The sequence below is a fragment of the Rhodovarius crocodyli genome (assembly GCF_004005855.1).
GTDB classification, from domain to species: domain Bacteria; phylum Pseudomonadota; class Alphaproteobacteria; order Acetobacterales; family Acetobacteraceae; genus Rhodovarius; species Rhodovarius crocodyli.
This window is the reverse complement of the sequence record NZ_SACL01000001.1, coordinates 992,467-1,012,278: the sequence shown is the minus strand read 5'-3', so window position 1 is coordinate 1,012,278 and position 19,812 is coordinate 992,467. Positions and strand designations below refer to the sequence as shown.

General features: G+C 67.9%; 22 protein-coding genes. 6 read left to right on the top strand and 16 right to left on the bottom strand.

Annotated features, from left to right (window positions below; genetic code table 11):
• Nucleotides 1–18: 18 nt before the first annotated feature.
• Nucleotides 19–579: a chromate transporter gene (locus tag EOD42_RS04850; protein ID WP_127786316.1), complete on the top strand. Its 561-nt coding sequence runs from the start codon at nucleotides 19–21 to the stop codon at nucleotides 577–579.
• Entirely contained in the window at nucleotides 576–1,100 is a 525-nt protein-coding gene (locus EOD42_RS04845; protein WP_127786315.1) for a chromate transporter, read from the top strand. The genes EOD42_RS04850 and EOD42_RS04845 overlap by 4 nt, the downstream gene beginning before the upstream one ends.
• Nucleotides 1,101–1,223: 123 nt before the next feature.
• Here the strand turns inward: EOD42_RS04845 and EOD42_RS04840 are convergent, their stop codons facing one another.
• Nucleotides 1,224–1,679 carry a MaoC family dehydratase gene (locus EOD42_RS04840; RefSeq protein WP_127786314.1) on the bottom strand — a complete coding sequence of 152 codons (456 nt, stop codon included), beginning with the start codon at nucleotides 1,677–1,679 and terminating at the stop codon, nucleotides 1,224–1,226.
• A gap of 239 nt (nucleotides 1,680–1,918) precedes the next feature.
• Between EOD42_RS04840 and EOD42_RS04835 the strand changes: the two genes are divergently transcribed.
• Nucleotides 1,919–2,752 (top strand): flagellin, encoded by an 834-nt coding sequence (locus EOD42_RS04835; protein ID WP_164867787.1) that lies wholly within the window; start codon nucleotides 1,919–1,921, stop codon nucleotides 2,750–2,752.
• 3 nt (nucleotides 2,753–2,755) lie between these two features.
• On the opposite strand, the gene EOD42_RS04830 is transcribed toward EOD42_RS04835, so the two are convergent.
• Nucleotides 2,756–3,718, bottom strand: coding sequence for a hypothetical protein (locus EOD42_RS04830; RefSeq protein ID WP_127786312.1), 963 nt, complete (start codon nucleotides 3,716–3,718; stop codon nucleotides 2,756–2,758).
• A 128-nt stretch (nucleotides 3,719–3,846) separates the two neighbouring features.
• Between EOD42_RS04830 and EOD42_RS04825 the strand changes: the two genes are divergently transcribed.
• Nucleotides 3,847–4,818 (top strand): Bug family tripartite tricarboxylate transporter substrate binding protein, encoded by a 972-nt coding sequence (locus tag EOD42_RS04825; RefSeq protein WP_164867786.1) that lies wholly within the window; start codon nucleotides 3,847–3,849, stop codon nucleotides 4,816–4,818.
• A gap of 48 nt (nucleotides 4,819–4,866) precedes the next feature.
• Here the strand turns inward: EOD42_RS04825 and rho are convergent, their stop codons facing one another.
• The 13 genes from rho to EOD42_RS04760 form a co-directional block, all read right to left on the bottom strand.
• A complete protein-coding gene (gene rho, locus EOD42_RS04820) occupies nucleotides 4,867–6,141 on the bottom strand; it encodes a transcription termination factor Rho (protein WP_127786310.1) in 1,275 nt (424 codons plus the stop codon).
• A 166-nt stretch (nucleotides 6,142–6,307) separates the two neighbouring features.
• Entirely contained in the window at nucleotides 6,308–6,811 is a 504-nt protein-coding gene (locus tag EOD42_RS04815; RefSeq protein WP_127786309.1) for a hypothetical protein, read from the bottom strand.
• Nucleotides 6,808–7,293 carry an energy transducer TonB gene (locus tag EOD42_RS04810; RefSeq protein ID WP_127786308.1) on the bottom strand — a complete coding sequence of 162 codons (486 nt, stop codon included), beginning with the start codon at nucleotides 7,291–7,293 and terminating at the stop codon, nucleotides 6,808–6,810. Before EOD42_RS04810 ends, EOD42_RS04815 begins: the two co-directional genes overlap by 4 nt.
• Nucleotides 7,294–7,391: 98 nt before the next feature.
• Nucleotides 7,392–7,844 carry a protoporphyrinogen oxidase HemJ gene (gene hemJ / locus EOD42_RS04805; RefSeq protein WP_127786307.1) on the bottom strand — a complete coding sequence of 151 codons (453 nt, stop codon included), beginning with the start codon at nucleotides 7,842–7,844 and terminating at the stop codon, nucleotides 7,392–7,394.
• Nucleotides 7,845–7,848: 4 nt separating this feature from the next.
• Complete coding sequence (locus EOD42_RS04800; protein WP_127786306.1) at nucleotides 7,849–8,802, bottom strand: tripartite tricarboxylate transporter substrate binding protein; 954 nt, start codon at nucleotides 8,800–8,802, stop codon at nucleotides 7,849–7,851.
• Nucleotides 8,803–8,923: 121 nt separating this feature from the next.
• A complete protein-coding gene (locus EOD42_RS04795) occupies nucleotides 8,924–10,093 on the bottom strand; it encodes an OprO/OprP family phosphate-selective porin (protein WP_164867785.1) in 1,170 nt (389 codons plus the stop codon).
• A gap of 514 nt (nucleotides 10,094–10,607) precedes the next feature.
• Nucleotides 10,608–11,792 carry an ABC transporter substrate-binding protein gene (locus EOD42_RS04790; protein ID WP_164867784.1) on the bottom strand — a complete coding sequence of 395 codons (1,185 nt, stop codon included), beginning with the start codon at nucleotides 11,790–11,792 and terminating at the stop codon, nucleotides 10,608–10,610.
• A gap of 149 nt (nucleotides 11,793–11,941) precedes the next feature.
• Nucleotides 11,942–12,649: an ABC transporter ATP-binding protein gene (locus EOD42_RS04785; RefSeq protein WP_127786303.1), complete on the bottom strand. Its 708-nt coding sequence runs from the start codon at nucleotides 12,647–12,649 to the stop codon at nucleotides 11,942–11,944.
• Nucleotides 12,642–13,412, bottom strand: a complete 771-nt coding sequence (locus EOD42_RS04780) for an ABC transporter ATP-binding protein (protein WP_127786302.1) — start codon at nucleotides 13,410–13,412, stop codon at nucleotides 12,642–12,644. Before EOD42_RS04780 ends, EOD42_RS04785 begins: the two co-directional genes overlap by 8 nt.
• A complete protein-coding gene (locus EOD42_RS04775) occupies nucleotides 13,409–14,236 on the bottom strand; it encodes a branched-chain amino acid ABC transporter permease (protein WP_127786301.1) in 828 nt (275 codons plus the stop codon). Before EOD42_RS04775 ends, EOD42_RS04780 begins: the two co-directional genes overlap by 4 nt.
• Nucleotides 14,233–15,108, bottom strand: coding sequence for a branched-chain amino acid ABC transporter permease (locus tag EOD42_RS04770; RefSeq protein WP_127786300.1), 876 nt, complete (start codon nucleotides 15,106–15,108; stop codon nucleotides 14,233–14,235). Before EOD42_RS04770 ends, EOD42_RS04775 begins: the two co-directional genes overlap by 4 nt.
• Nucleotides 15,108–16,592: a 4-hydroxyphenylacetate 3-hydroxylase family protein gene (locus EOD42_RS04765; RefSeq protein ID WP_127786299.1), complete on the bottom strand. Its 1,485-nt coding sequence runs from the start codon at nucleotides 16,590–16,592 to the stop codon at nucleotides 15,108–15,110. The genes EOD42_RS04770 and EOD42_RS04765 overlap by 1 nt, the downstream gene beginning before the upstream one ends.
• A gap of 14 nt (nucleotides 16,593–16,606) precedes the next feature.
• Nucleotides 16,607–17,164: a MarR family winged helix-turn-helix transcriptional regulator gene (locus EOD42_RS04760; protein WP_127786298.1), complete on the bottom strand. Its 558-nt coding sequence runs from the start codon at nucleotides 17,162–17,164 to the stop codon at nucleotides 16,607–16,609.
• Nucleotides 17,165–17,393: 229 nt separating this feature from the next.
• Between EOD42_RS04760 and EOD42_RS04755 the strand changes: the two genes are divergently transcribed.
• Together EOD42_RS04755 and EOD42_RS26135 are read left to right on the top strand one after the other, a co-directional pair.
• Nucleotides 17,394–18,056: a MerR family transcriptional regulator gene (locus EOD42_RS04755; protein ID WP_206020236.1), complete on the top strand. Its 663-nt coding sequence runs from the start codon at nucleotides 17,394–17,396 to the stop codon at nucleotides 18,054–18,056.
• Nucleotides 18,053–18,340, top strand: a complete 288-nt coding sequence (locus EOD42_RS26135) for a hypothetical protein (RefSeq protein ID WP_206020235.1) — start codon at nucleotides 18,053–18,055, stop codon at nucleotides 18,338–18,340. Before EOD42_RS04755 ends, EOD42_RS26135 begins: the two co-directional genes overlap by 4 nt.
• Here the strand turns inward: EOD42_RS26135 and EOD42_RS04750 are convergent.
• Complete coding sequence (locus EOD42_RS04750; RefSeq protein WP_127786297.1) at nucleotides 18,327–19,784, bottom strand: hypothetical protein; 1,458 nt, start codon at nucleotides 19,782–19,784, stop codon at nucleotides 18,327–18,329. The genes EOD42_RS26135 and EOD42_RS04750 overlap by 14 nt on opposite strands.
• Between the last annotated feature and the right edge of the window lie 28 nt (nucleotides 19,785–19,812).

Here is a 19,812-nt window from a genome sequence, read left to right as displayed (position 1 = left end):
AGTTGGGGTGGGGGCGCCATGACGGAACGACATGTGCCGACGACAGGGGAGCTGTTCCTGGCTTTCCTGCAGATCGGCGGACTGGCCTTCGGGGGCGCTGTCGCCTTCGCGCGGTCGGTGCTGGTGGACCAGCGCAAATGGCTGACCGAGCGTGAATACGCCGAGCTGCTGGGCCTGGGCCAGGTGCTGCCCGGCCCGAATGTGGGCAATTTCGCCGTGATCTACGGCCGGCAATGCCGGGGGCTGATGGGCTCCGTCGCAGCCATGGGCGGCTTCATCCTGCTGCCGCTGTTCATCGTGCTGGGCCTGGTCGCGCTCTGGATGGAATACGGCCAGAACCCCTGGCTGGACGCCTTCATGAAGGGGGTGGCCGCCGCCGCCGCCGGGCTCGCGGTGGGTTCCGCGCTGAAGTCGCTCTCGAAGCTGACCCTGCCGGTCGAGCAGCTGGTGGCCGTGGGCGTCATCTGCCTGCTGGCCGCCTGGGCGCGGGTGCCGCTGGGCTGGATCATCCTGTTCTGCACGCCGGTCACGCTGGCGCTGTCGCTCTATCGCGGCTGGAAGAAGAGGAAGGCGGCATGAGCCCGACACCGCTCGATATCCTGCTGCAATTCGCGCTGCTCTCGATCCTGGCGGTCGGCGGTGCCAATGCCCTGTCGCCCGAGATGCACCGCCTGCTGGTGGACAGCCTGCATTGGATGGACGACCAGACCTTCAGCCAGCTGTATGCGCTGGCCCAGGCCGCGCCTGGCCCGAACATCCTGTCGGCCAGCGTGCTGGGCATGCATCTGGGCGGCTTCATGGGCATGCTGGCGGCCACCGTGGGCATCCTGGGCCCGGCCGCCTGCATCGCCTTCGCGGTGGGCGGTGCCATCGACCGGCTGAAGAACGCCTGGTGGATCAAGCCGGCCCAGGCCGGGCTGGTGCCGGTGGCGCTGGGGCTGATGCTGGCCAGCGGCTACATCCTGGGCGACGCCGCCTTCACCTTCTGGGCCGCGCCGCTGATCACGGTGGCGATGGCGGTGTTCGTGTGGCGCAGCAACCGGAACCCGCTGTGGATGTTGCTGGCGGGCGGGATCGTGGGAATGATCTTCGCCAGGTAAATGTTCTTTTTTGGAAAAAAGAACCAAAAAAATTCTGTGAGTCTGGCGCGCGCCTGGGGCCAGGGCGCGCCAAACCCGAAAAGTCTATTTGCTTCTTTTTCTTCAGAAAAAGAAGATTAATACTCAATCATACACCAGCGCCATCGTCTCCGCGACCAGGCAAGGCCGGTCCGCGCCTTCCAGCTCCATCTCATTGGTCATCGTCACCCGCACGCCGCCCTTGATGGGTTCCACCCCCGCGATGGTCAGGTGCAGCCGCACCCGGCTGCCGGCCGGCACCGGCGAGGTGAAGCGCACCTTGTTGCTGCCGTAGTTGATGGAGCGGCTGCGGTTCACGACGCGATAGATGCTGGGCGTCAGGCGCGGCAGCAGGGAGACGGTCAGGTAGCCATGCGCGATGGTCTTGCCGCCCGGCATTTCCTTCGCCGCGCGCTCCACGTCGATGTGGATCCACTGGTGGTCGCCCGTCGCCTCGGCGAACAGGTCGATGGTCTTCTGGTCCACGGTGAACCATTCGCTGGTGCCCAGCTTCTTGCCCACCCATTCGGCGATGGCGCTGGGGTTCTGGATCTCGATCATGGGTTTCCTCCTTGGCGGCGCGGTGAGCAACCGATTGCGCAAGGCTGCATGGGGCACGGCCCTTCGTCCAGTGGGGCGATTTTATCCTGGGGCCGAAAGGTTTCGTTTACCCGGCGCGACTCACACTCTGCCTGCCCGGCAGGATGTCCCGGGCGGCCATTCGTCAACCTGTCCGGTTGGCACGCGGCCCCGCATCACGCGGGGCTCGTCGCCCGTCGGGCCTGCCCTGGGAAAAGCCCATGCCGTTGAACTCGATCAACACCAATATGGGCGCCATGGTGGCGCTTCAATCGCTGAACCGGACCAACGATGAGTTGTCGTCCGTCCAGAAGCGCATCTCCACCGGCTATCGCGTCGCCGACGCGAAGGATGACGGCGCCGCCTTCGCGGTGGCGGAGCGCATCCGCGGCGACATGGCCGCCACAACCTCCGCCAACCAGCAGCTGGGCGGCGTGAAGGGCCTGCTGGAGGTCAGCAACTCCGCGCTGGAGAACGTGTCCACCTCGCTGAACAAGCTGAAGGAGATCACGATCAAGCTGGCCGACGGCGCGATCACCTCCGAACAGCGCACCCAATATCAGGCGCAGGTGAAGGAGCTGACGAACAACATCAAGTCCTTCATCACCGATGCCAGCTACAACGGGCTGAACGTGCTGAATGACCCGGCGGCGCTGGGCGTGAAGGTCGTGAGCAACGGCCAGGGCGGCTACTACACCTTCAGCGGCTACAGCGCCGTGACCAACGTGTACAACGGCGTCTCGGACGCCAACACCTACACCACGGGTGGGGCGGCGGCGGCGCTGACCACCAGCGGCGCGCTGAGCACGGCCATCACCAACACGCTGACGCAGCTGAACAGCTTCGGCAGCTACTCGAACTACATCGAGAACCAGATCAGCTACAACAAGGACATCCTGGACGCGCAGGAAAGCGGCCTTGGGTCACTGATCGACGCCGATCTGGCCAAGGAATCCGCGCGCCTGCAGGCGCTGCAGATCCGTCAGCAGCTGGGCAGCCAGGCGCTGGGCATCGCCAACCAGTCGCCGCAGCTGCTGCTCAGCCTGTTCAAGTAAGCCTTACTGAAGGACCGGCGGCGGCGGCAGCGGCTGGAAGCCGGTCGGTGCCGCCGGCACGCTCGCGGCGCCCCGGTTGGGCGAGGCCACGGGCTGCAGCGCGCTGCGCGCGCCCGGCAGGGGCTGGAAGCCGCTGGGGGCGGCGGCCGGCGCGGCGGCGCCCGGTGGCGGGCTGGTCAGCGGCGCGAAGCCACCAGACGGAACAGAGGCACCACCGGCGGCCGGCATCGGCGGCAGGGGGGCGGCGCTGGGCGCCGGCGCGAAGCGCGGCGCCTGATAGGCGGGCGCGGCCGGCGCGCTGGCCAGCGGGCTGCTCAAAGGCTGGAAGCCAGCCGGAACCGCGGGGGCCGCGGCCACGGGCGCACCCCCACCCAGGATCGAGGAGGCCGGCGGCAGGTTCAGCCCACCCGCGGCAGGGGCGGCGGCCGGCGCCGCGAAGGGGTTGCCCGGCACATTGGCCGTGCGCGCGGGCACGCTGCCCACCGTGCCCAGGTCCAGCGGGCCCGGGGGCGGCGGCGCCTGGCGGAAGGCCTGGCCCGACAGGACGGGCGCATTGCTGTAGCCACCCGGCAGCGGGTTGCTGACCGGCACGCTGCCCAGCGCGGATTGGCGCGTCGCATAGCCTGCGGGCGCCTGGCGCCCGGCATAGCCCGCCGGCACCCGGCCCAGCACACCGCCGGAGGGATTGTTCGCGAAGCCCGCGCCCGTGCAGCGGAAGGCCACCTGGTAGTTGGACGGGTTGATGCGGGTGCCCAGCAGCTCGGTCTGCTTGCTCTGCGCGGCGCAGAAGCTGGTGGCCTCGGTCAGGCCGCGTTCCACGGCGGTGGACAGGTCACGGCCGCGCGTCTCCACGGCGAAAGTGTCCGGCCCGATGGCCACGATGCCCGTCGTCTGCGGATTGCCGCAGGCTGTCAGCAGGCCCAGGCCCGCCAGCACGCCCATCTTGGTCACCATCGCGCGCGCCATTCCAGTCAGCCTCCAGCCTACCCGCAACGATCTATTAGCCTCACGGGCGCGTCATGCCAAACGCCGCTGGCAAGAAACCGCGATATCGGGCATGGAACTGCACAGATTCATACCGAGGAAACATCCGAATGAGCACCCGTCGCGCCTTTCTGGCCGCGCCGGCAGCCGCATTGGCCGCCCCGGCATATGCCCAAGCCCCCGCCTGGCCCGGCCGCGCCGTGACCATGATCGTGCCCTATGCCGCCGGCGGGTCGAACGACGTGGTGGCGCGCATGCTGACCCCCACGCTGGAAGCCAAGTTCCGCCAGCCCTTCGTGGTGGAGAACCGGGCGGGCGGCGGCGGCTCCGTCGGCATGACCATGGTGGCCCGCGCCCGGCCGGACGGGCTGACCATGCTCATCTCCTCCGCCTCCAACCACCTGTTCCACCCGCTCGCCTCGCATGAGCAGCCCTATGACGCGCGGGAGGCCTTCGACGGCATCTCGATGCTGACGGACGTGCCCAATGTGGTGGCCGTCCATCCCTCCGTCCCCGCCAACAACATCCAGGAGCTGATCGCCTGGATCCGCACGCAGGACCGCGGCGTGTCCTATGGCTCCTCGGGCGTCGGCACCTCCAACCACCTGGCGGGTGAGCTGTTCCGCATGCGCACGGGGCTGGAGATGACGCATGTGCCCTATCGCGGCGGCGGGCCGGCCATCACGGACCTGATCGCGGGCAATGTGCTGCTGTGCTTCATGAATCTGCCCACCGTGGCGCCGCCCGCGGCATCCGGCCGGGTGCGCATCCTCGCGGTCTGCACGCAGAACCGCGTGGCCCTGCGGCCGGACCTGCCGACGGTGACGGAACAGGGGGTGGAGAACTATGCCGTGCGCAGCTGGACCGGCGCCTTCGTGCCGCGCGGCACGCCCCGCCCGGTGCTGACCGCCGTGTCCGATGCCATCAAGGAAGCGCTGGAAAGCGATGCCGTGAAGCGCCGCCTGGTCGATATCGCCAGCGAGGCGATCTGGACCGACCCCGCCGGCACCGACACCTTCGTGCGGCAGGAATATGAGCGTTGGACCCCCGTGGTCAGGGCCGCGAATATCAGGCTGGACTAGAAACGCCGGGGGCATGGCCCCCGACGCGGGATCGGGGCGCTGCCCCGATCAGGTGTTCATGGCATCGAAGAAGTCCTGGTTGGTCTTGCTGTACTTCAGCTTGTCGACCAGGAATTCCATCGCGTCCTGCGTGCCCATCGGGTTCAGGATACGGCGCAGCACCCACATCTTGGACAGCGTGCCGCGATCCACCAGCAGCTCCTCCTTGCGGGTGCCGGACTTGGTGATGTCGATCGCGGGGAACACGCGCTTGTCCGACAGCTTGCGGTCGAGGACCAGCTCGCTGTTACCCGTGCCCTTGAACTCTTCGAAGATCACCTCGTCCATGCGGCTGCCGGTGTCGATCAGGGCGGTCGCGATGATGGTCAGGCTGCCGCCTTCCTCGATGTTGCGGGCCGCGCCGAAGAAGCGCTTGGGGCGCTGCAGGGCGTTGGCGTCCACACCACCGGTCAGCACCTTGCCCGAGGACGGCACGACGGAGTTGTAGGCACGGCCCAGGCGCGTGATGCTGTCCAGCAGGATCACCACGTCGCGCTTGTGCTCGACCAGGCGCTTGGCCTTCTCCAGCACCATTTCCGTCACCTGGACGTGGCGGGTCGCGGGCTCGTCGAAGGTGCTGGCCACCACCTCACCGCGCACGGTGCGGGCCATGTCGGTCACTTCCTCCGGGCGCTCGTCAATGAGCAGCACCATGAGGAACACGTCCGGGTTGTTGGCCGTGATGGACTTGGCGATGTTCTGCAGCATCACCGTCTTACCGGTGCGCGGCGGCGCCACGATCAGGGCGCGCTGGCCCATGCCGATCGGCGCCACCAGGTCGATCACGCGGTGGGTGTAGTCCTTGGTCGGGCCCTTGCCCACGCTCTCCAGCTCCGGGTTCTCCATCTGGAGGCGGCGGGTGGGATACAGCGGCGTGAGGTTGTCGAAGTTGATGCGGCTGCGCAGCGCTTCGGGGGGCTCGAAGTTGACGTGGTTGACCTTGAGCATGGCGAAGTAGCGCTCGCCATCCTTCGGCGCCCGGATCTGGCCTTCGACCGTATCGCCCGTGCGCAGGCCGAAGCGGCGCACCTGGGCGGGGGAGACGTAGATGTCATCGGGGCCGGGCAGGAAGTTCGCCTGCGGGCTGCGGAGATAGCCGAAGCCGTCCGACAGGATTTCCAGCGTGCCTTCGCCGTAGATGGCCTGGTCGTTGTCGGCCAGCACCTTGAGGATGGCGAAGAGAATGTCCTGCTTGCGCAGGGTGGAGGCGTTCTCGACACCCACTTCCTCGGCGAAGGCGAGAAGGTCGGGCGGGCTCTTGGCCTTGAGTTCGGAGAGATGCATCGCTGATGGATGTTCCGGAGCATGGGCCGCGCGCAACCTGGGGCGGGGTCCGGCCTGGTTCCCGTAGTGGAAACCGTACCGGCATGCGGCCGCTGCGCTGGCGTTGGGAAGGGCGAGGCCCGAAGGGCGTCGCTGCGCTATGGATTAGGGACGCGGGGGCCCCGCGTCAATGAGTGGTTGTGGTGCGGGGCGTGGTTTTCGCGAAGGAAACCGCCAGGATGGCGAAGGCGATGCCGGCGGTGAGCCAGCTGGAGACATCCCCCACCAGATGCTGCGCCACCACGCTGAACCCGTTATAGGCGGCGTGAATGAGGATGACGGCCCCCATCGGCCAACGCCCGGGCCAGGAGACGCGCCCGAGGCCCCAATGGAAGGCGAGGGAGGCAAGCCCGCCCAGCAGTGCCTGGCTTTCCATCAGCAGGGGTGAGTCGAGCTTGCCCAGCCCCTCATACACACCGAAAACCAGCCCGGTGGCGCCCCAGCGGGCGCGCAGGATATCAGCGAACAGCCGCTTGGCGGCTTCCTCGATGATCGGGCCCAGGATGACCGCCATCATGATGACGGCGAGCACCGGCCCCACCGCGCCGCGCGAGAGTTCCGTGAGCGCCAGGGTCTCGATGAACAGGGAGAGCCCGATGGCGAGCAGGCCGGCGATGAGGGCGCGGATCAACTGCCGGCGTGGCCCGGATTGTCGCTGTGGGAAGAAGGGGATGGCCCGCCCTGGGGCGGTGCCGCCGCGCGCAGGCTGAAGCGCACGGGCAGTATCAGGTTGCGCGCGTTCTGGTGAAGATCGGCCGGCGGCACGGGCAGGGGCGAGGACCGCCGCACCAGCTCCACGGCCTCCTCGTCCAGGCGCTGAAAGCCGGATGAGCGTGACAGGTGCAGGTTGCTCACCTGGCCATCGGCCGCCACCCGGAACGCCACCATCACAACGCCTTCCTCCCGGGCGCGGCGGGACTCCTCCGGATACTGGCGGTTCCGCTGGAACAGCGCCTCGATATGGCGCAGCCAGTCAGGCAGTTGCGGTCCGGGTTGGACCTGCGCGGTGCCCCGGCTCTGCGCCGCGCCGGACGTCGGCTGCGCGGGTGCATCGGGGATGGCGACGGCCATCACCGACAGGAACGCCGCAGCCCGCAGGATCAGTCGCAGCACGTCCGAAAGCCTTTCGAGGTAGGTAGTCGCAGCGGGTCGAAGTCTCGCACGGCCGACATGGCGTTGCGTAGGTCAAAAGATCGGGGGCGTACCGATCCTCAGAACGGCCGCACGATCACCATGATGACGATCACGATCATCAACAGCGTCGGCACCTCGTTCATGAAGCGCCAGTAGCGGCCATTCTTGACCCGCTCCCCCTTCGCAAACCGCCTCTGCGACCTTGCCAGCACGGTATGAAACACCGTCATCCCCACCACGCTCGCGAACTTCACGTGCCACCACCCCGCACCCCAATCCACCACCCCCGGCGTCAGCACCAGCATCAGCCCGAAGGTCCAGGTCGCGTGCATCGCCGGCCCCATGATGGCGCGGGCCAGCCGCCGCTCCATCACCACGAAGCGCGCTTCCTCGGCCGACCCCGCCGCGGTCTCGTGGTGGTACACGAACAGCCGCGGCAGATAGAACAGCGCCGCCATCCAGGCGATCACGCTGATCACGTGCAGCGCCTTGGTCCAGGGGTAGAAGTGGCTGAGGAAATCGAGGGTCATGCCCTCATCTATTCGTCAGCCCGAGTTCCGCCAACAGCCCCCGGTTCACTTCCGCCTCCGCCAGGAAGCGCGCGCGGAACGCCGCCCCGGGCAGGAAGGCCACGCCCGCGTTCAGCCGCTCCGCCGCACTCCGAAAACCTTCGCTCGCCACCGCGCGCTCGCACGCGCGCTCGATGGTGGCTGCCACATCGTCCGGCAGGCCCGCAGGGGCCACCAGCCCGCCATAGGTGCTGCCCACCATTGCAATCCCGGCCTCGGCGGCCGTCGGCACGTTGGGCATGCCCGGCAGGCGCCGCTCACCCAGCACCGCGATCGCCGTCAGCCCCGTGCTGGTCGACACCGCCGCACTCTCCACGAACATCATGATCTGCCCGCCGAGTGCTGCCGTCGCGATCGGCCCCGCGCCCGTGAATGGCACCGCCAGCGCCTGCACGCCCGCCGTGCGCAGCATCTGCGCGGTCAGGATATGCTGGGTGCTGCCCATGCCCGGCACGCCATAGGTCAGCGCATCCGGCCCGCGCCGGGCCTGGCCCAGCATGCCGCGCACATCCTCGAACGGCGCGCCGCGCCCCAGGATCACGACCTGCGGGTTGTCGTACACCTGGCACAGATACCGGAACCCGTCCGCCTGGTACGGCGTGGCCTGCATGAAGGGCTGGGTGGTGATGGCGTTGTTGGGCGACAGCGCGATGGTCGTGCCGTCCGGCCGCGCGCGGAATGCCTCCGCCACCCCGATGGCGCCGGCGGCCCCGCCCCGGTTCACCGCGACCACGGTCTGCCCCAGCGCGCGGGTCAGCTCGGCCTGAAGCGCGCGGCCCATCAGGTCCGTGTTGCCGCCGGGCGGGAAGGGGATGATCAGCTGGATGGGGCGGTTGGGGGTGGCGTCCTGCGCGCGGACAGGCGCGGCAAGACACAGCAGGGCGAGGGCGGCCGTTAAGGCTCTGATGGGACGTTCCATGCCGTGATCAGAGGCGAAAACGCGGCCCCCGAAAAGAGGAAATCCGGGCGGCCGAAGCCACCCGGATGACAGTCGAGGGAAGTAGTAGGTCCGGACGATAGGCGGCCCGGGGTAGTGATCCTCAGAAGCTGAGGATGGTGCCGAAGCTGATCGCCTGGAAACCACGGTTCTGCGTGGTCTGGGCGATGTTGCCGACCTGGTACTGCACCGTGAACTTGATGTTGGAGATCGGGTACCAGTTCAGGGCAGCGGTATAGATTTCCTGGCTGCCGCCGCGCGTCGGCGCGTCGTGCAGGTTGGCGTAGCTGTAGCCGAAGGCCGCCTCCAGCCCGCCCCAGTTGCCGTTGAAATCCAGATCGCGCGAGCGGCCCCGGCGCCAGGTGGCGTTGGAGTTGTTGCGCGTGCGCGGCTCACCCATCAGCGGGATGGCGGTCTGGATGTACCAGCCATTGAAGTTGCGCTCGCCGCCCGTGTTGGCGTTGATGCGGATGTGCTGGTACTCGGCCGCGAAGTGCATGCGCCCGATCATGCCCGACACTTCCGGGCCGACCGCCCAGGCGGAGCTGGCGGGGATGGTGCCGGTGTCGAGGTAGCGGAAGCTGTTCAGCCGCAGCTCCGGGTAGTCACGCAGGCGCTGGGCCTCGCGGTTGTTGCTGCCGGGGCGGTCCTGATAGGCGAAGTTGGCGCCCAGCTGCAGCTTCACGAAGCCGTCGAGCGCGAGGCCGGCCACACGGCCCACCACGCCGCGCTGGCGGTCGTCATGCAGGGTGGAGAGCACGCCCTGGGTCAGGAAGGCCGCGCCGTACAGGCGGCTGTTGAACGCCTCGGCGCCCACGGCCAGGCGGGTATCGCCCGAGGCCAGGCTGGTCGCCATCGCGGCGATCGCCGGGCGCTCCAGCATCATCATCTCGGAGGAGGAGGAGGCGTAGGCGAGGGTGTGCGGCAGCGTCCAGGCGCCGGCCGAAATGCGCAGGCCGCGGATGCCGGTATAGGACATCGACGCCTCGAAGATGCGGCCCCCGCGCGAGGGATCCTGCGGGGTCGAGGGCGCCAGCTCCCAGGTGAAGTTGTAGCTGATGTCCTTCAGGATGGTGCCGCGCACGCCCACGCGCGCCCGGCGGACATTGGCGCCGCTGGAGAAGCGGTCGGACACGTCGCGGTCCTGGTCGAAATAGGAACCCGCATGCAGGTCCAGCCGCGCGACGGGCGTGATGGTGAAGTTGCCGTCAGCCAGGTTCAGCTGCGGGCGGATGCCCGACCAGCTGATGCCGTCGCCCGTGGTCTGGGCCATGGCGGCACCGCTGGTTGAAAGGACAAGCCCTGCGAGGAGGCAAGAACGGACCCGCATAACCCTAGTTCCCGGATGTGTTGTGGCCGCTGTCTACGGATCCGGGCCGGGAAGACCAATGCCATCATGAAGTCAGTTTCATGAAGAAATCGACGTGCAAATAATAAACTGACACCAACCGCAATGAAGTGACATAAACAATATTTCTTGCGTATTCATAAAATGCAGATTGTCCGACTATCGGTCGCGCGGTCAGTGAAAAATTCCATCGTTTCTTTGTGGCGGATTCACCTGGCGGCCCCTGCCATGTCTGGGGCCTGCCCTCGCCTGACCAGCGATGTTGCGGCGCAATATCCGGCGCTTCTCCGCCCGCCCGCCACAGCAGCGATTACATGGACGTTGTGTAATTCCAAGGAAAGGATTCTGGCAGACCCGTGATCGCCAATATTCCGTCACGCGAAAAAAGAACAGCCGGAGGGCGACCAGCGCCCCCCGGCTGACATGTCGCCGCCCCTGTTCAGGCGGTGGGCGCGCGTTGCCCGATCAGGCGGAAGGACCCGTTCTGGATCTCCAGCACATAGGCGGTCTTGAGCGCATCACCGCCATCGGTGAAGCGCGCCAGGCGCCCCTCGATGGTGTCCACGTCGCGCATGGCGCGCAGCGCATCGCGGATGGCGGCACGCTCGGCCGCCAGCTTGCCGCGCTCACCGGTCACGCGGGCGCTGGCCATGGCGCGGGCATAGAAATGCACGATGCTGTGCGCCGTCGCGTCATACATGCCCGGGCGCAGCTCGCCCGTCTCACCGGCGGCGCGGGCGCGCTCGACGAACTTGTCGCTGAACGCCTTCGCAGCGGGGGTGTCGAAGTTGTAGAAGTGGGTGGAGCTGATGAGCGTGCCGTTGCCGTCCGCGCCCATGCGCTCGGGCAGGTTCACGTCCATGATGGTGGTGCCGCCCACCAGACGCGCGGTCATGCCCTGGCGGCGCATTTCCTTCACCAGCGCGATCGCGGGCTCCGGCGGGCCGCCCATGCACACGATATCGGGGTTCTGCGCCTTCAGCTGCGCCACTTGGGCCGACATGTCGAAGGCCGCGACCGGGAAGGACACGGTGCCCGCCACCGGAATGCCGGCCGCCTGCAGCAGCTTGGGGTACACATCCGTGCCCATGGACCGGCCCACCACCTCATCGGTGGTATAGGCGATGGAGGCGCGGCGGATCTGGATGCCGGCCTCACGCGAGACAGGCAGCAGGCGCTCGAACAGATAGGCCTCGTCCGAGGTATTGCGGAAGGCGAAGCGGAACGGCGCGGACAGGCCGGGCGCGGAGCTGGCGATGGCCATCTGCGGGATGCCCAGGCGGTCACCCACCGGGAAGGCCACGCGGCATTCGCTGCTGCTGAACGGGCCGATGACGGCCAGCGCGCCGTCATCCTCGGCGAACTGCCGGGTGGCCACGGCGGCCTGCTCGGGGCGCGACGCGCAGTCGAACATCTTGATCGCGATGGGGCGGCCATTCACGCCGCCGGCCGCGTTCACTTCCTCGACGGCCAGCGAGACCGCGATCTCGTTGCGGCGCGTCAGCGTGACCCAGTTGCCGGACTTGCTGGTGGTGAAGCCCAGCAGCAGCGGCGCGCCCTGCGCACGGGCCGAGACCGCCGGCAGAGCCAGGCCGGCAGCGAGTAGCGGACGACGGGAAATCATGTTGTTAGCCTCCTTGTGATGTTGCACGCGGGGGGCTTTGCCCCCGGAAACCCCCATTGAGGGGCGCCGCCCCTCAAACACCCCGCCAAAGGCCGAAAGGCCTTTGGAAACCGTGAGTGCGGCGCCCGTGCCGGGCAGGCGGCGCGCCATCAAGCCGCCGCCCCCAGATAGGCACCCCGCACCCGGTCATCCTTCAGCAGCGCGGCGGACGTGCCGGCCACCACTTCGCGCCCCAGCTCCAGCACCAGGGCGCGCTGGCTGGCTTCCAGCGCCAGCAGCGCGTTCTGCTCCACCAGCAGGATGGACATCCCCTCCGCGTTCAGTGCCGCGATCAGCGCGAACACCTCGGACGTCAGGCGCGGCGAGAGGCCGAGCGAGGGCTCGTCCAGCATCATCAGCTTGGGGCGGGCCATCATCGCGCGGCCGATGGCCAGCATCTGCTGCTCGCCGCCCGACAGCACGCCCGCCTTCATGTGCCGCCGCGCGGCGAGGTTGCTGAAGCGCCCGTAGATCGCGTCCAGCTCGGCCGCACCCGGCGTGTCGCGGCGCGGATAGGCGCCCATCAGCAGGTTTTCCTCCACCGTCAGCCCGGTCAGCACGCGGCGGCCTTCCGGCACCAGCACCAGGCCGCGCCGCACCCGCTCCGGCGTCGAGAGCTTCGAGATATCCTCGCCGCAGAAACGCACGGTGCCGCCCGCGCCCGGCATCAGCCCCAGCAGGGTGCGCAGCAGGGTGGATTTGCCGGCGCCGTTGGCGCCCAGCACGGCGGCCACCTCACCCTGCGCGACCGTCAGGGAGACCCCGTCCAGCGCCTTCACGGGGCCATAGGCGGCGGCAAGGCCAGTGGCCTCAAGCATGGGCGTATTTCTCCGGCTCATGGCCCAGATAGGCCTCGATCACGGCGGGGTCGCGGGCGACCTCGGCGGGGGTGCCCTCGGCGATCTTCTCGCCGAAGTTCAGCACGATGGCGCGGTCGCACAGGCCGCCCACGAAGTGCATGTCGTGCTCGACCACCATCATGGTCACGCCGCTGGCCGCGATGCGCTGCAGCTCCTCCATCAGCACGCCGCGTTCCTGGGTGTTCAGGCCCGCGCAGGGCTCATCCAGCAGCAGCAGGCGGGGGCGGGCCATCAGCGCGCGCACCACCTCCACCCGCTTGCGCAGCCCATAGGCGAGAGAGCCCGCCAGCGCGCCGCGATGCGCGGTCAGCCCCGCATCCTCCAGCAACCCGCGCGCCTGTTCGCGCAGCTTGCGCCCGCGCCCCATGAACAGCGGCAGCGCCTGCGCCAGCATGCCGCCGGCGTGGATATGCGCGCCGAGCAGCACGTTCTCCTCGACCGTCAGATGCGGGATCAGCCGGATGTTCTGGAAGCTGCGCGCGAGGCCATGGCGGATGCGCAGGCGCGGCGCCATCGGCACCAGGTCCTGGCCATCCAGCAGGATGCGCCCCTCATCCGGCCGGTAATAGCCGTTGATGAGGTTGAACACGGTGGTCTTGCCGGCGCCGTTCGGGCCGATCAGCGCCAGGCGCTGGCCTTGCGCCACCTCCAGCGACACGCCCCGGATCACTTCCAGGCCGCCGAAGCTTTTGCGCAGGTTTTCGATGCGGAACAGGGTCATGCCGCCCTCCGCAGCCGCATCAGCGCGGCACGGGTCACGATGCCCTGCGGCCGCAGCGCCATGATGGCGATGACCCCCGCCGCGAACAGCACGTAGCGCCAGTTGGAGGCACCCCGGAACAGCTCCGGCAGCAGGGTGAAGAAGGCGGCGCCGACCAGCGGCCCCCACACCGTCTGAACACCCCCCAGCACCACCGACAGCACGATGGTGACGGACATCAGCACGGTGAAATACTGCGCCTCGATATAGGAGAAATGATGCGCGTAGAGCGCGCCGGCCAACCCCGCCATCACGCCGCCGATGGTGAAGGCCGCCAGCTGCACGCGCGACACATGCACGCCGAACAGGCCGGTCATGGTCTCGTCCTGCTCGATGGCGTGCAGCGTCATGCCGAAGCGGCTGGCGCCCAGCCAGGCCGCCACCAGGAACACGCACAGCGCGGCGATGGCGATCGGCAGCAGCTCGATATGCGCGATCACCGGATAGCCGGAGGCACCGCCCACCGCATCCCAGTTCAGCAGGATGCCGCGCACCACCTCATTCACCGCCAGCGTGGCGAGTGCCAGATACAGCCCCCGCGTGCGCAGCACGGCAGAGCCCACCAGCAGCGCCAGCAACCCGCTGGCGACTGCACCGGCCGCGATGGCGGCACCCACCGGCCATTCATAGTCGCCGCTCAACACCGCGCCCGCATAGGCGCCGACTGCCATGAAGCCCGCGGTGCCGAGATTCACCTGCCCCGCCGCCAGCGGCAGCCAGGCGGAATAGGCGGCGATCACGTTGATCGCCAGGATGACGAGAATGCCCGCCCAATAGCCGCTCATAGCTTCTGCTGCCCCAGCCCGGCGTCACCAAACAGGCCCGTGGGCCGCACGATCAGCACCGCCAGCAGCAGCCCGTAGACCACCACGCTGACATGGTCGGCCGACAGCGCGCTGATGGCGAAGATCTCGATCAGCCCGATGACCAGCCCGCCGATCACGGCGCCCCACACGCTGCCCATGCCGCCCAGCACCATGGCGGCCAGCCCCTTCAGCGCCACCTGGTCCCCCATGAAGGGCGAGACCAGCTGGTAGCTGAGGGAGAACATCACCCCCGCCAGCGCGCAGAACAGGCCCGCCAGCAGGAACAGCCGCGGCACCACCTTGTTGACCTCGACACCCAGGATGGTCGCGGTCTCGGGGCTTTCGGCCACGCTGCGGATGCCGCGCCCCAGCTTGCTGCGCGCCAGCAGGAACTGCAGCCCGAACACCAGCCCGATCGCGACGACCAGGCAGGCCAGCTGCGGCACGCCCAACACCACCTCGCCGATGCGGATATTGGCGTCGCCGAAGGGTGAGGGGATGGAGCGCGCATCGGAACCCCAGCGCACCAGCACCAGGTTCTCGAACAGGATCAGGAAGCCCAGCGAGGACACCAGCGGGATCAGCGGCGGCCCGCCGCGCTGGATGCGCCAGGTCAGGCGTTCCACGATCAGCGATGCCACCGCCGCCACGGCCAGCGCGCCCAGCACCGCCACCACCCAGGGCATGCCCATCTGCACGAAGGCCCAGGTCAGGAACCCGCCCAGCATGAACAGCGCGGGCACCGAGAAATTCAGGAAGTTCAGGCACCCGAAGAACAGCGTGAAGGACACCGCCACCATCATGTAGATGGCGCCGAGCATGAGGCCGTTGACGAGCTGCTGCGCGACCATCAGGCCGCCCGCCACTGGATGGGCGCCATGGCCGGCCGGTCGTAGCTGGCCATCAGATCATCCACCATCGCCGTCGCCCGCGCCCAGTCATAGGTGCGGAAGCTGTGCCCGCGCGTGACGAAGTTCGCCCCCGCATAGAACATCTCGTATTGCAGGTGCCGCGACGCGAATTCGCTGCCCACCGCATCCCAGGCCAGCTTCATGAACTTCACCTTCTCGTCGCTGCCGGCGGCGGGCGACTGCTGGGTGGTGCGGATGATGCGGGCCATCTCGTCATTGCCGTAATCGGCGGCGCTGGACGGCAGCATGATCAGCCCGCCGCCCGACAGCTCACGCACGATGTTCGCGATCTCGGGGTACAGCGTCTGGGTGATGACCTGGGCGGAATACATCATGTGCTTGTTGGGCACGAACCATTCGCCCTGCTGGCTGCCGCTGGCCTCCATGCCGTGCAGCATCGCCTCCACCATCGCGGTCTGCGCCGCGAGCTTGCCCAGCGCATCCCGCACCGGCGGCATGTTCACCGTGCCGATGGTCTCGGTCACGCGGCGGGCGAGGCCGGTCAGGAAGCGCAGCTTCTCCACCAGGCGGATTTGCGCCTGGTAGTTCTGCATGGTGTGGGCCCAGGTGTCGTGGAACATCGCGCGGCACATGTCAGTGTTGCGGTGAACGAACACGCGCTCCCACGGCACCTTCACGTCCTCGAACCACAGCACCGCGTCATTCTCATCGAAGCGCGAGGAGAGGGGGTTGTCCCACTCGCTGACCGCATGCGCCTCATACGACTTGCGCGAGAGCACCTTCAGCCCCTTCGCGTTCATCGGCAGGCAGCAGGAGAAGGCGAGGTCTTCCTCACCGGGGCGCAGCGGCTGCAGGGAGGCGACGAGCACCTCATTGGCCATGATGGCGCTGGTGCCCAGCATCTTGCCGCCGCGGATGGTGATGCCCTCGGCATCCTCATCCACGATGCGGGCCGAGAGATCGGGCTCCGCCTGCTCGCCCCAGCCCTTCGACTTGTCGGCCTGCGGGTTGATGATGACGTAGGTCAGGAACCAGTCGTTGCGCGTGGCCTCGGCCACATAATCCCGCAGCGCCTTGGCACGGGCGGGGCTGTAATTCTCGAACACGTCGCCGGCCATCACCTGGCCGATCATGCAGGACGCCACATGGTCCGGGCTGCGGCCGATGAAGCCGCAGGAGCTGGCCGCCCAGGCCGAGAGCGACTTGCGGCGGGACACCAGCTGCTCATAGCTGCGCGGCATTTCCCAGGCGCGGGACACCCGCCGCCCGCCGCCGCAATCGAAGGTCATCCAGTCGATGTTCTCGGGCTTGGACTGGATGTCGTAGAAATTCGCCGCCGAGGCCACGGCGCCCCGGAAGGCGGGGTGGGTCGTCACATCGCTGACCAATGTGCCGTCCAGATAGACCTGGCGGCCATCCTTCAGGCTGGCGATGTGCTGTGCGCCGTTCTTGACGTCGGCCATGAGGGTTTCCTTTGTCATGCGACGCCTCGGGCATCGCCGGCGGCCATCGCCGCCTGGAGTTCGAGCGCGCGGTCGGCGGCCGGGATCAGCCGTTCGATCACGCGCAGCATGGTGCGGAATTCGGCGCGGGTGAGCGGGCCGAACTCCACGTCGTTCAGGATGGTCTGCACCGGGGCGAGGTCCGCCAGCAGCGCGCGCCCGGCCTCGGTGACGGAGAGCAGCACCCGGCGCCCGTCCTCCGGGTGACGCGTCTTGGTGACCAGGCCGCGCGTTTCGAGCTTGTTGGTCTCGGCGGTGATGAAGGCGCCGGAGACCTTCAGGTGTTCGGCCACGCCCGAGACGGTGATCGGCCCCTGGGCCGCCAGGTCCCGCACCGAGATCAGGATGGTGTAGGCCGGGCCCGCCAGACCGATGCGCGCGCCATGGCCATCGCGCAGTGCCTCATGCCGGGTGCTGAGGGCGAGCAGCCCGTGCACCAGCTTGCGGAACTCCGCGTCGGACCCGTCGATCAGCAGCGCATCGCGGGATGTCGTGCGCGGGATCGCGGGGGTCGGTGTCGTCTTCAGGCCCATGGACGGAGCCTAGGCTAAGCTACTTCGCAATCTCAATCTGAAATTTCACAGTAGGTTCGCGCCTGCGAAACGAAGGTTGCACGGATTCCGGGCGACCGCGTGCGGCCCTGCATCGGGCGTGGGCAGATAATGTCTAACTTACTTCGCTAATACGGCCGCGCGGAAACCGCTTGACCCAGCCCCTGGGGCAGCGTGGATAGAGCGAGCGCCACCACAGGAGTGCCGCACCATGTCTCTCAGCCTGTCCCAGGCTGCCGCCCGGCTGGGTGTCTCCGTCAAGGCGCTGCGCCTGTATGAGCAGGCAGGGCTGCTGACGCCCGGCCGCACCGCCGCCGGCTGGCGCGCCTATGGCCCCGCCGAGACGGCGCGGGCGGCGGAGATCGCGGCGCTGCGCGCGCTCGGCCTGTCGCTGGCGCAGGTGGGCCGCGTGCTGGCCGGCGACGAGGCGGCATGGACCGCGGCGCTCGATGCCCATGAGGCCGCGCTGAAATCCGAGGCCGCGCGCATCGCCGGCAGCCTGGCGAAGCTGCGTGCCCTGCGCCTGGCGCCCGGCGCGCTGTCCGGCCTGCTGGAAACCGGCCCGTCGCTCGCCTTCGACCTGCCCTGGCCCTGGGGCGGCGAGCCCTTCTCGCTGCCGGCCATCGCCCCCATCACCTGGATCACGGGGCCCCTGGGCAGCGGCAAGACGCGGCTGGCGCAACGCATCGCGGAGGTGCTGCCGGACACGCGCTTCCTGCCGCTGGACCGCCCGCCCGGCCCCTCCGCACGGATGGAATGGCTGCTCGGGGAGGGTGCCACCCCCTCCGACGCCTTGTCGGCCGTCCTGGCCGCGCTGGACAGCCCGGGCGAGAACCTGGTGATCGACCTGGTGGAACAGGGCTGGATGCCGTGACCCAGCAGGCGCTTTCCGCCCATCTGCGCCTGCGCCCCACGGGCAAGCGCTGCCTGTTCCTGATGACGCGCTCGACGGCCATGCTCGACCTGGGCGCGCTGACGGCGCGTGAGGACATCCTGTTCTGCCCCGCCAACCACAGCCCACCGATGCGGGTGACGGCGCAGCCGGGTGCGCCGGGCTATGAGGCGGTGGAGAGTTGTCTGGCGGCGCCCGATGTCCGGGCGCGCACCGAGGATGTGATCGCGGTCAGAACTGCAGCCGTCCGCGTCAGGGAGAGATAGCCCCGCGACCCAGGCGCTGCTGCAACATCATGGTTTCCGGCGTAGTGCGGAGAGGCCCCCCTCCTCCCAACGGTCCCAATGGTCCCGTATGCCCTCCGCCACGCTGAAGTTCATCACGTGCGGCGCAACGAAGTCGCTCGATGTCGGTGCGAGGCGGATCGCATTGCCAGCTGGCCGACAAGCGGTTGGCTGGTGTCAGGGTTGGCGGATCGGCGCTGATGGTGATTATCTCCGCCACCTCTTTAGGCTGAGGCGTTTGCCGGGCTTCGAGAGCGTCGGCCAGTCTGTTCCATAGCTGGTCAAGGCCGTAGCGGTAGGAGACGTGCACGCCGAATGCCAGTGGGCGATCGAATGCCTGCCGCAGCACGAGCGATCCGGAAGTCCCCACCGCTATCGTGGAACTGACACCGGGGACAGTGCCCGAGGACAGTGTCGTGAGCGCCGTGAGAATCTCATTGGCATCGGTTTCCAGGCTTTGCACAAGGCCATTGGCGGCGCTCGGCGTCGCCGCGACCGAGATCCGGTTTCTGATCGCTCTCTGCGACAAAGCGACCGCGGCCTCCGCGACGAGAGCGGTGCGCTGGCCGAAATCATAATCGATGGCCCGGGCATAGAAGACGCGGTTGACGAAAACGACCGTCGAAGGCGGGTACTGGCCTTCTCTACAGGGAACAGCGGCGCCCTGCAGCCGCATCGCACTTTCCATCTCACGAATGCGCTCGGGGTTGAAGGTTTCCAGTGCCTCGGGTCTGTTCAGGTACTGGGCGATCATGTTCAGCATGATGGGCCCAGGTATTTCCAGTTCCTCCACCTGCGAGACGGTAATGGAGGTGCGTTGCTGCCTTTCGCCGCTCAGGCCCAGAAAGCTTCCGAGGCCTCCTCCGCCGCCCAAGGTTCCCGTCAGGGTAGCGCGCTGGAAGCTTGCCACCTCGACACCCGGGAAGGCAGCCAGCCTGCCGCGCAGCACGGTGCGTGGCGTGGCGTCATCAGGCAGGAAGGTTTGCGCCACGGAACCGTCGAGCACGGGCTGCGAGAAGATGGGCAAGGCCTGCGTCGTTGCATCCGGCCTGTTGGGAGCGGGTGCGGATGTTCGGGCTGCGGTAAAACTCGGCGCGAATTGCGGCTGTGTACCGTATGCGCCCAGCAAAGCCTGCCGCAGCAGTGGTAGCGGTACGGAACCCAACCTGGCGGTCTCCGGGGACCGGGAAACGTTCTCACCGCAGGAATTTGGCGTGTAGAGCAGGATGTCTCCCGGATAGAAGCTTTCCCGCATCGGGTAGACGGCCTGTATGCCGAGCGGGGTTAAGGCTCGCCCCCATTGATCTCGCACATTCAGATCTGGTGGTGATACACAGCCAAGTAAGAGAGATGCTGAAATCCCAAGCGTGACGTATTTTAGCATAATCCCCTTCCTTTTGCGGAGGAGATACATTGCGATGGTCACGCTAAGATGATCAATGATAATTGATATG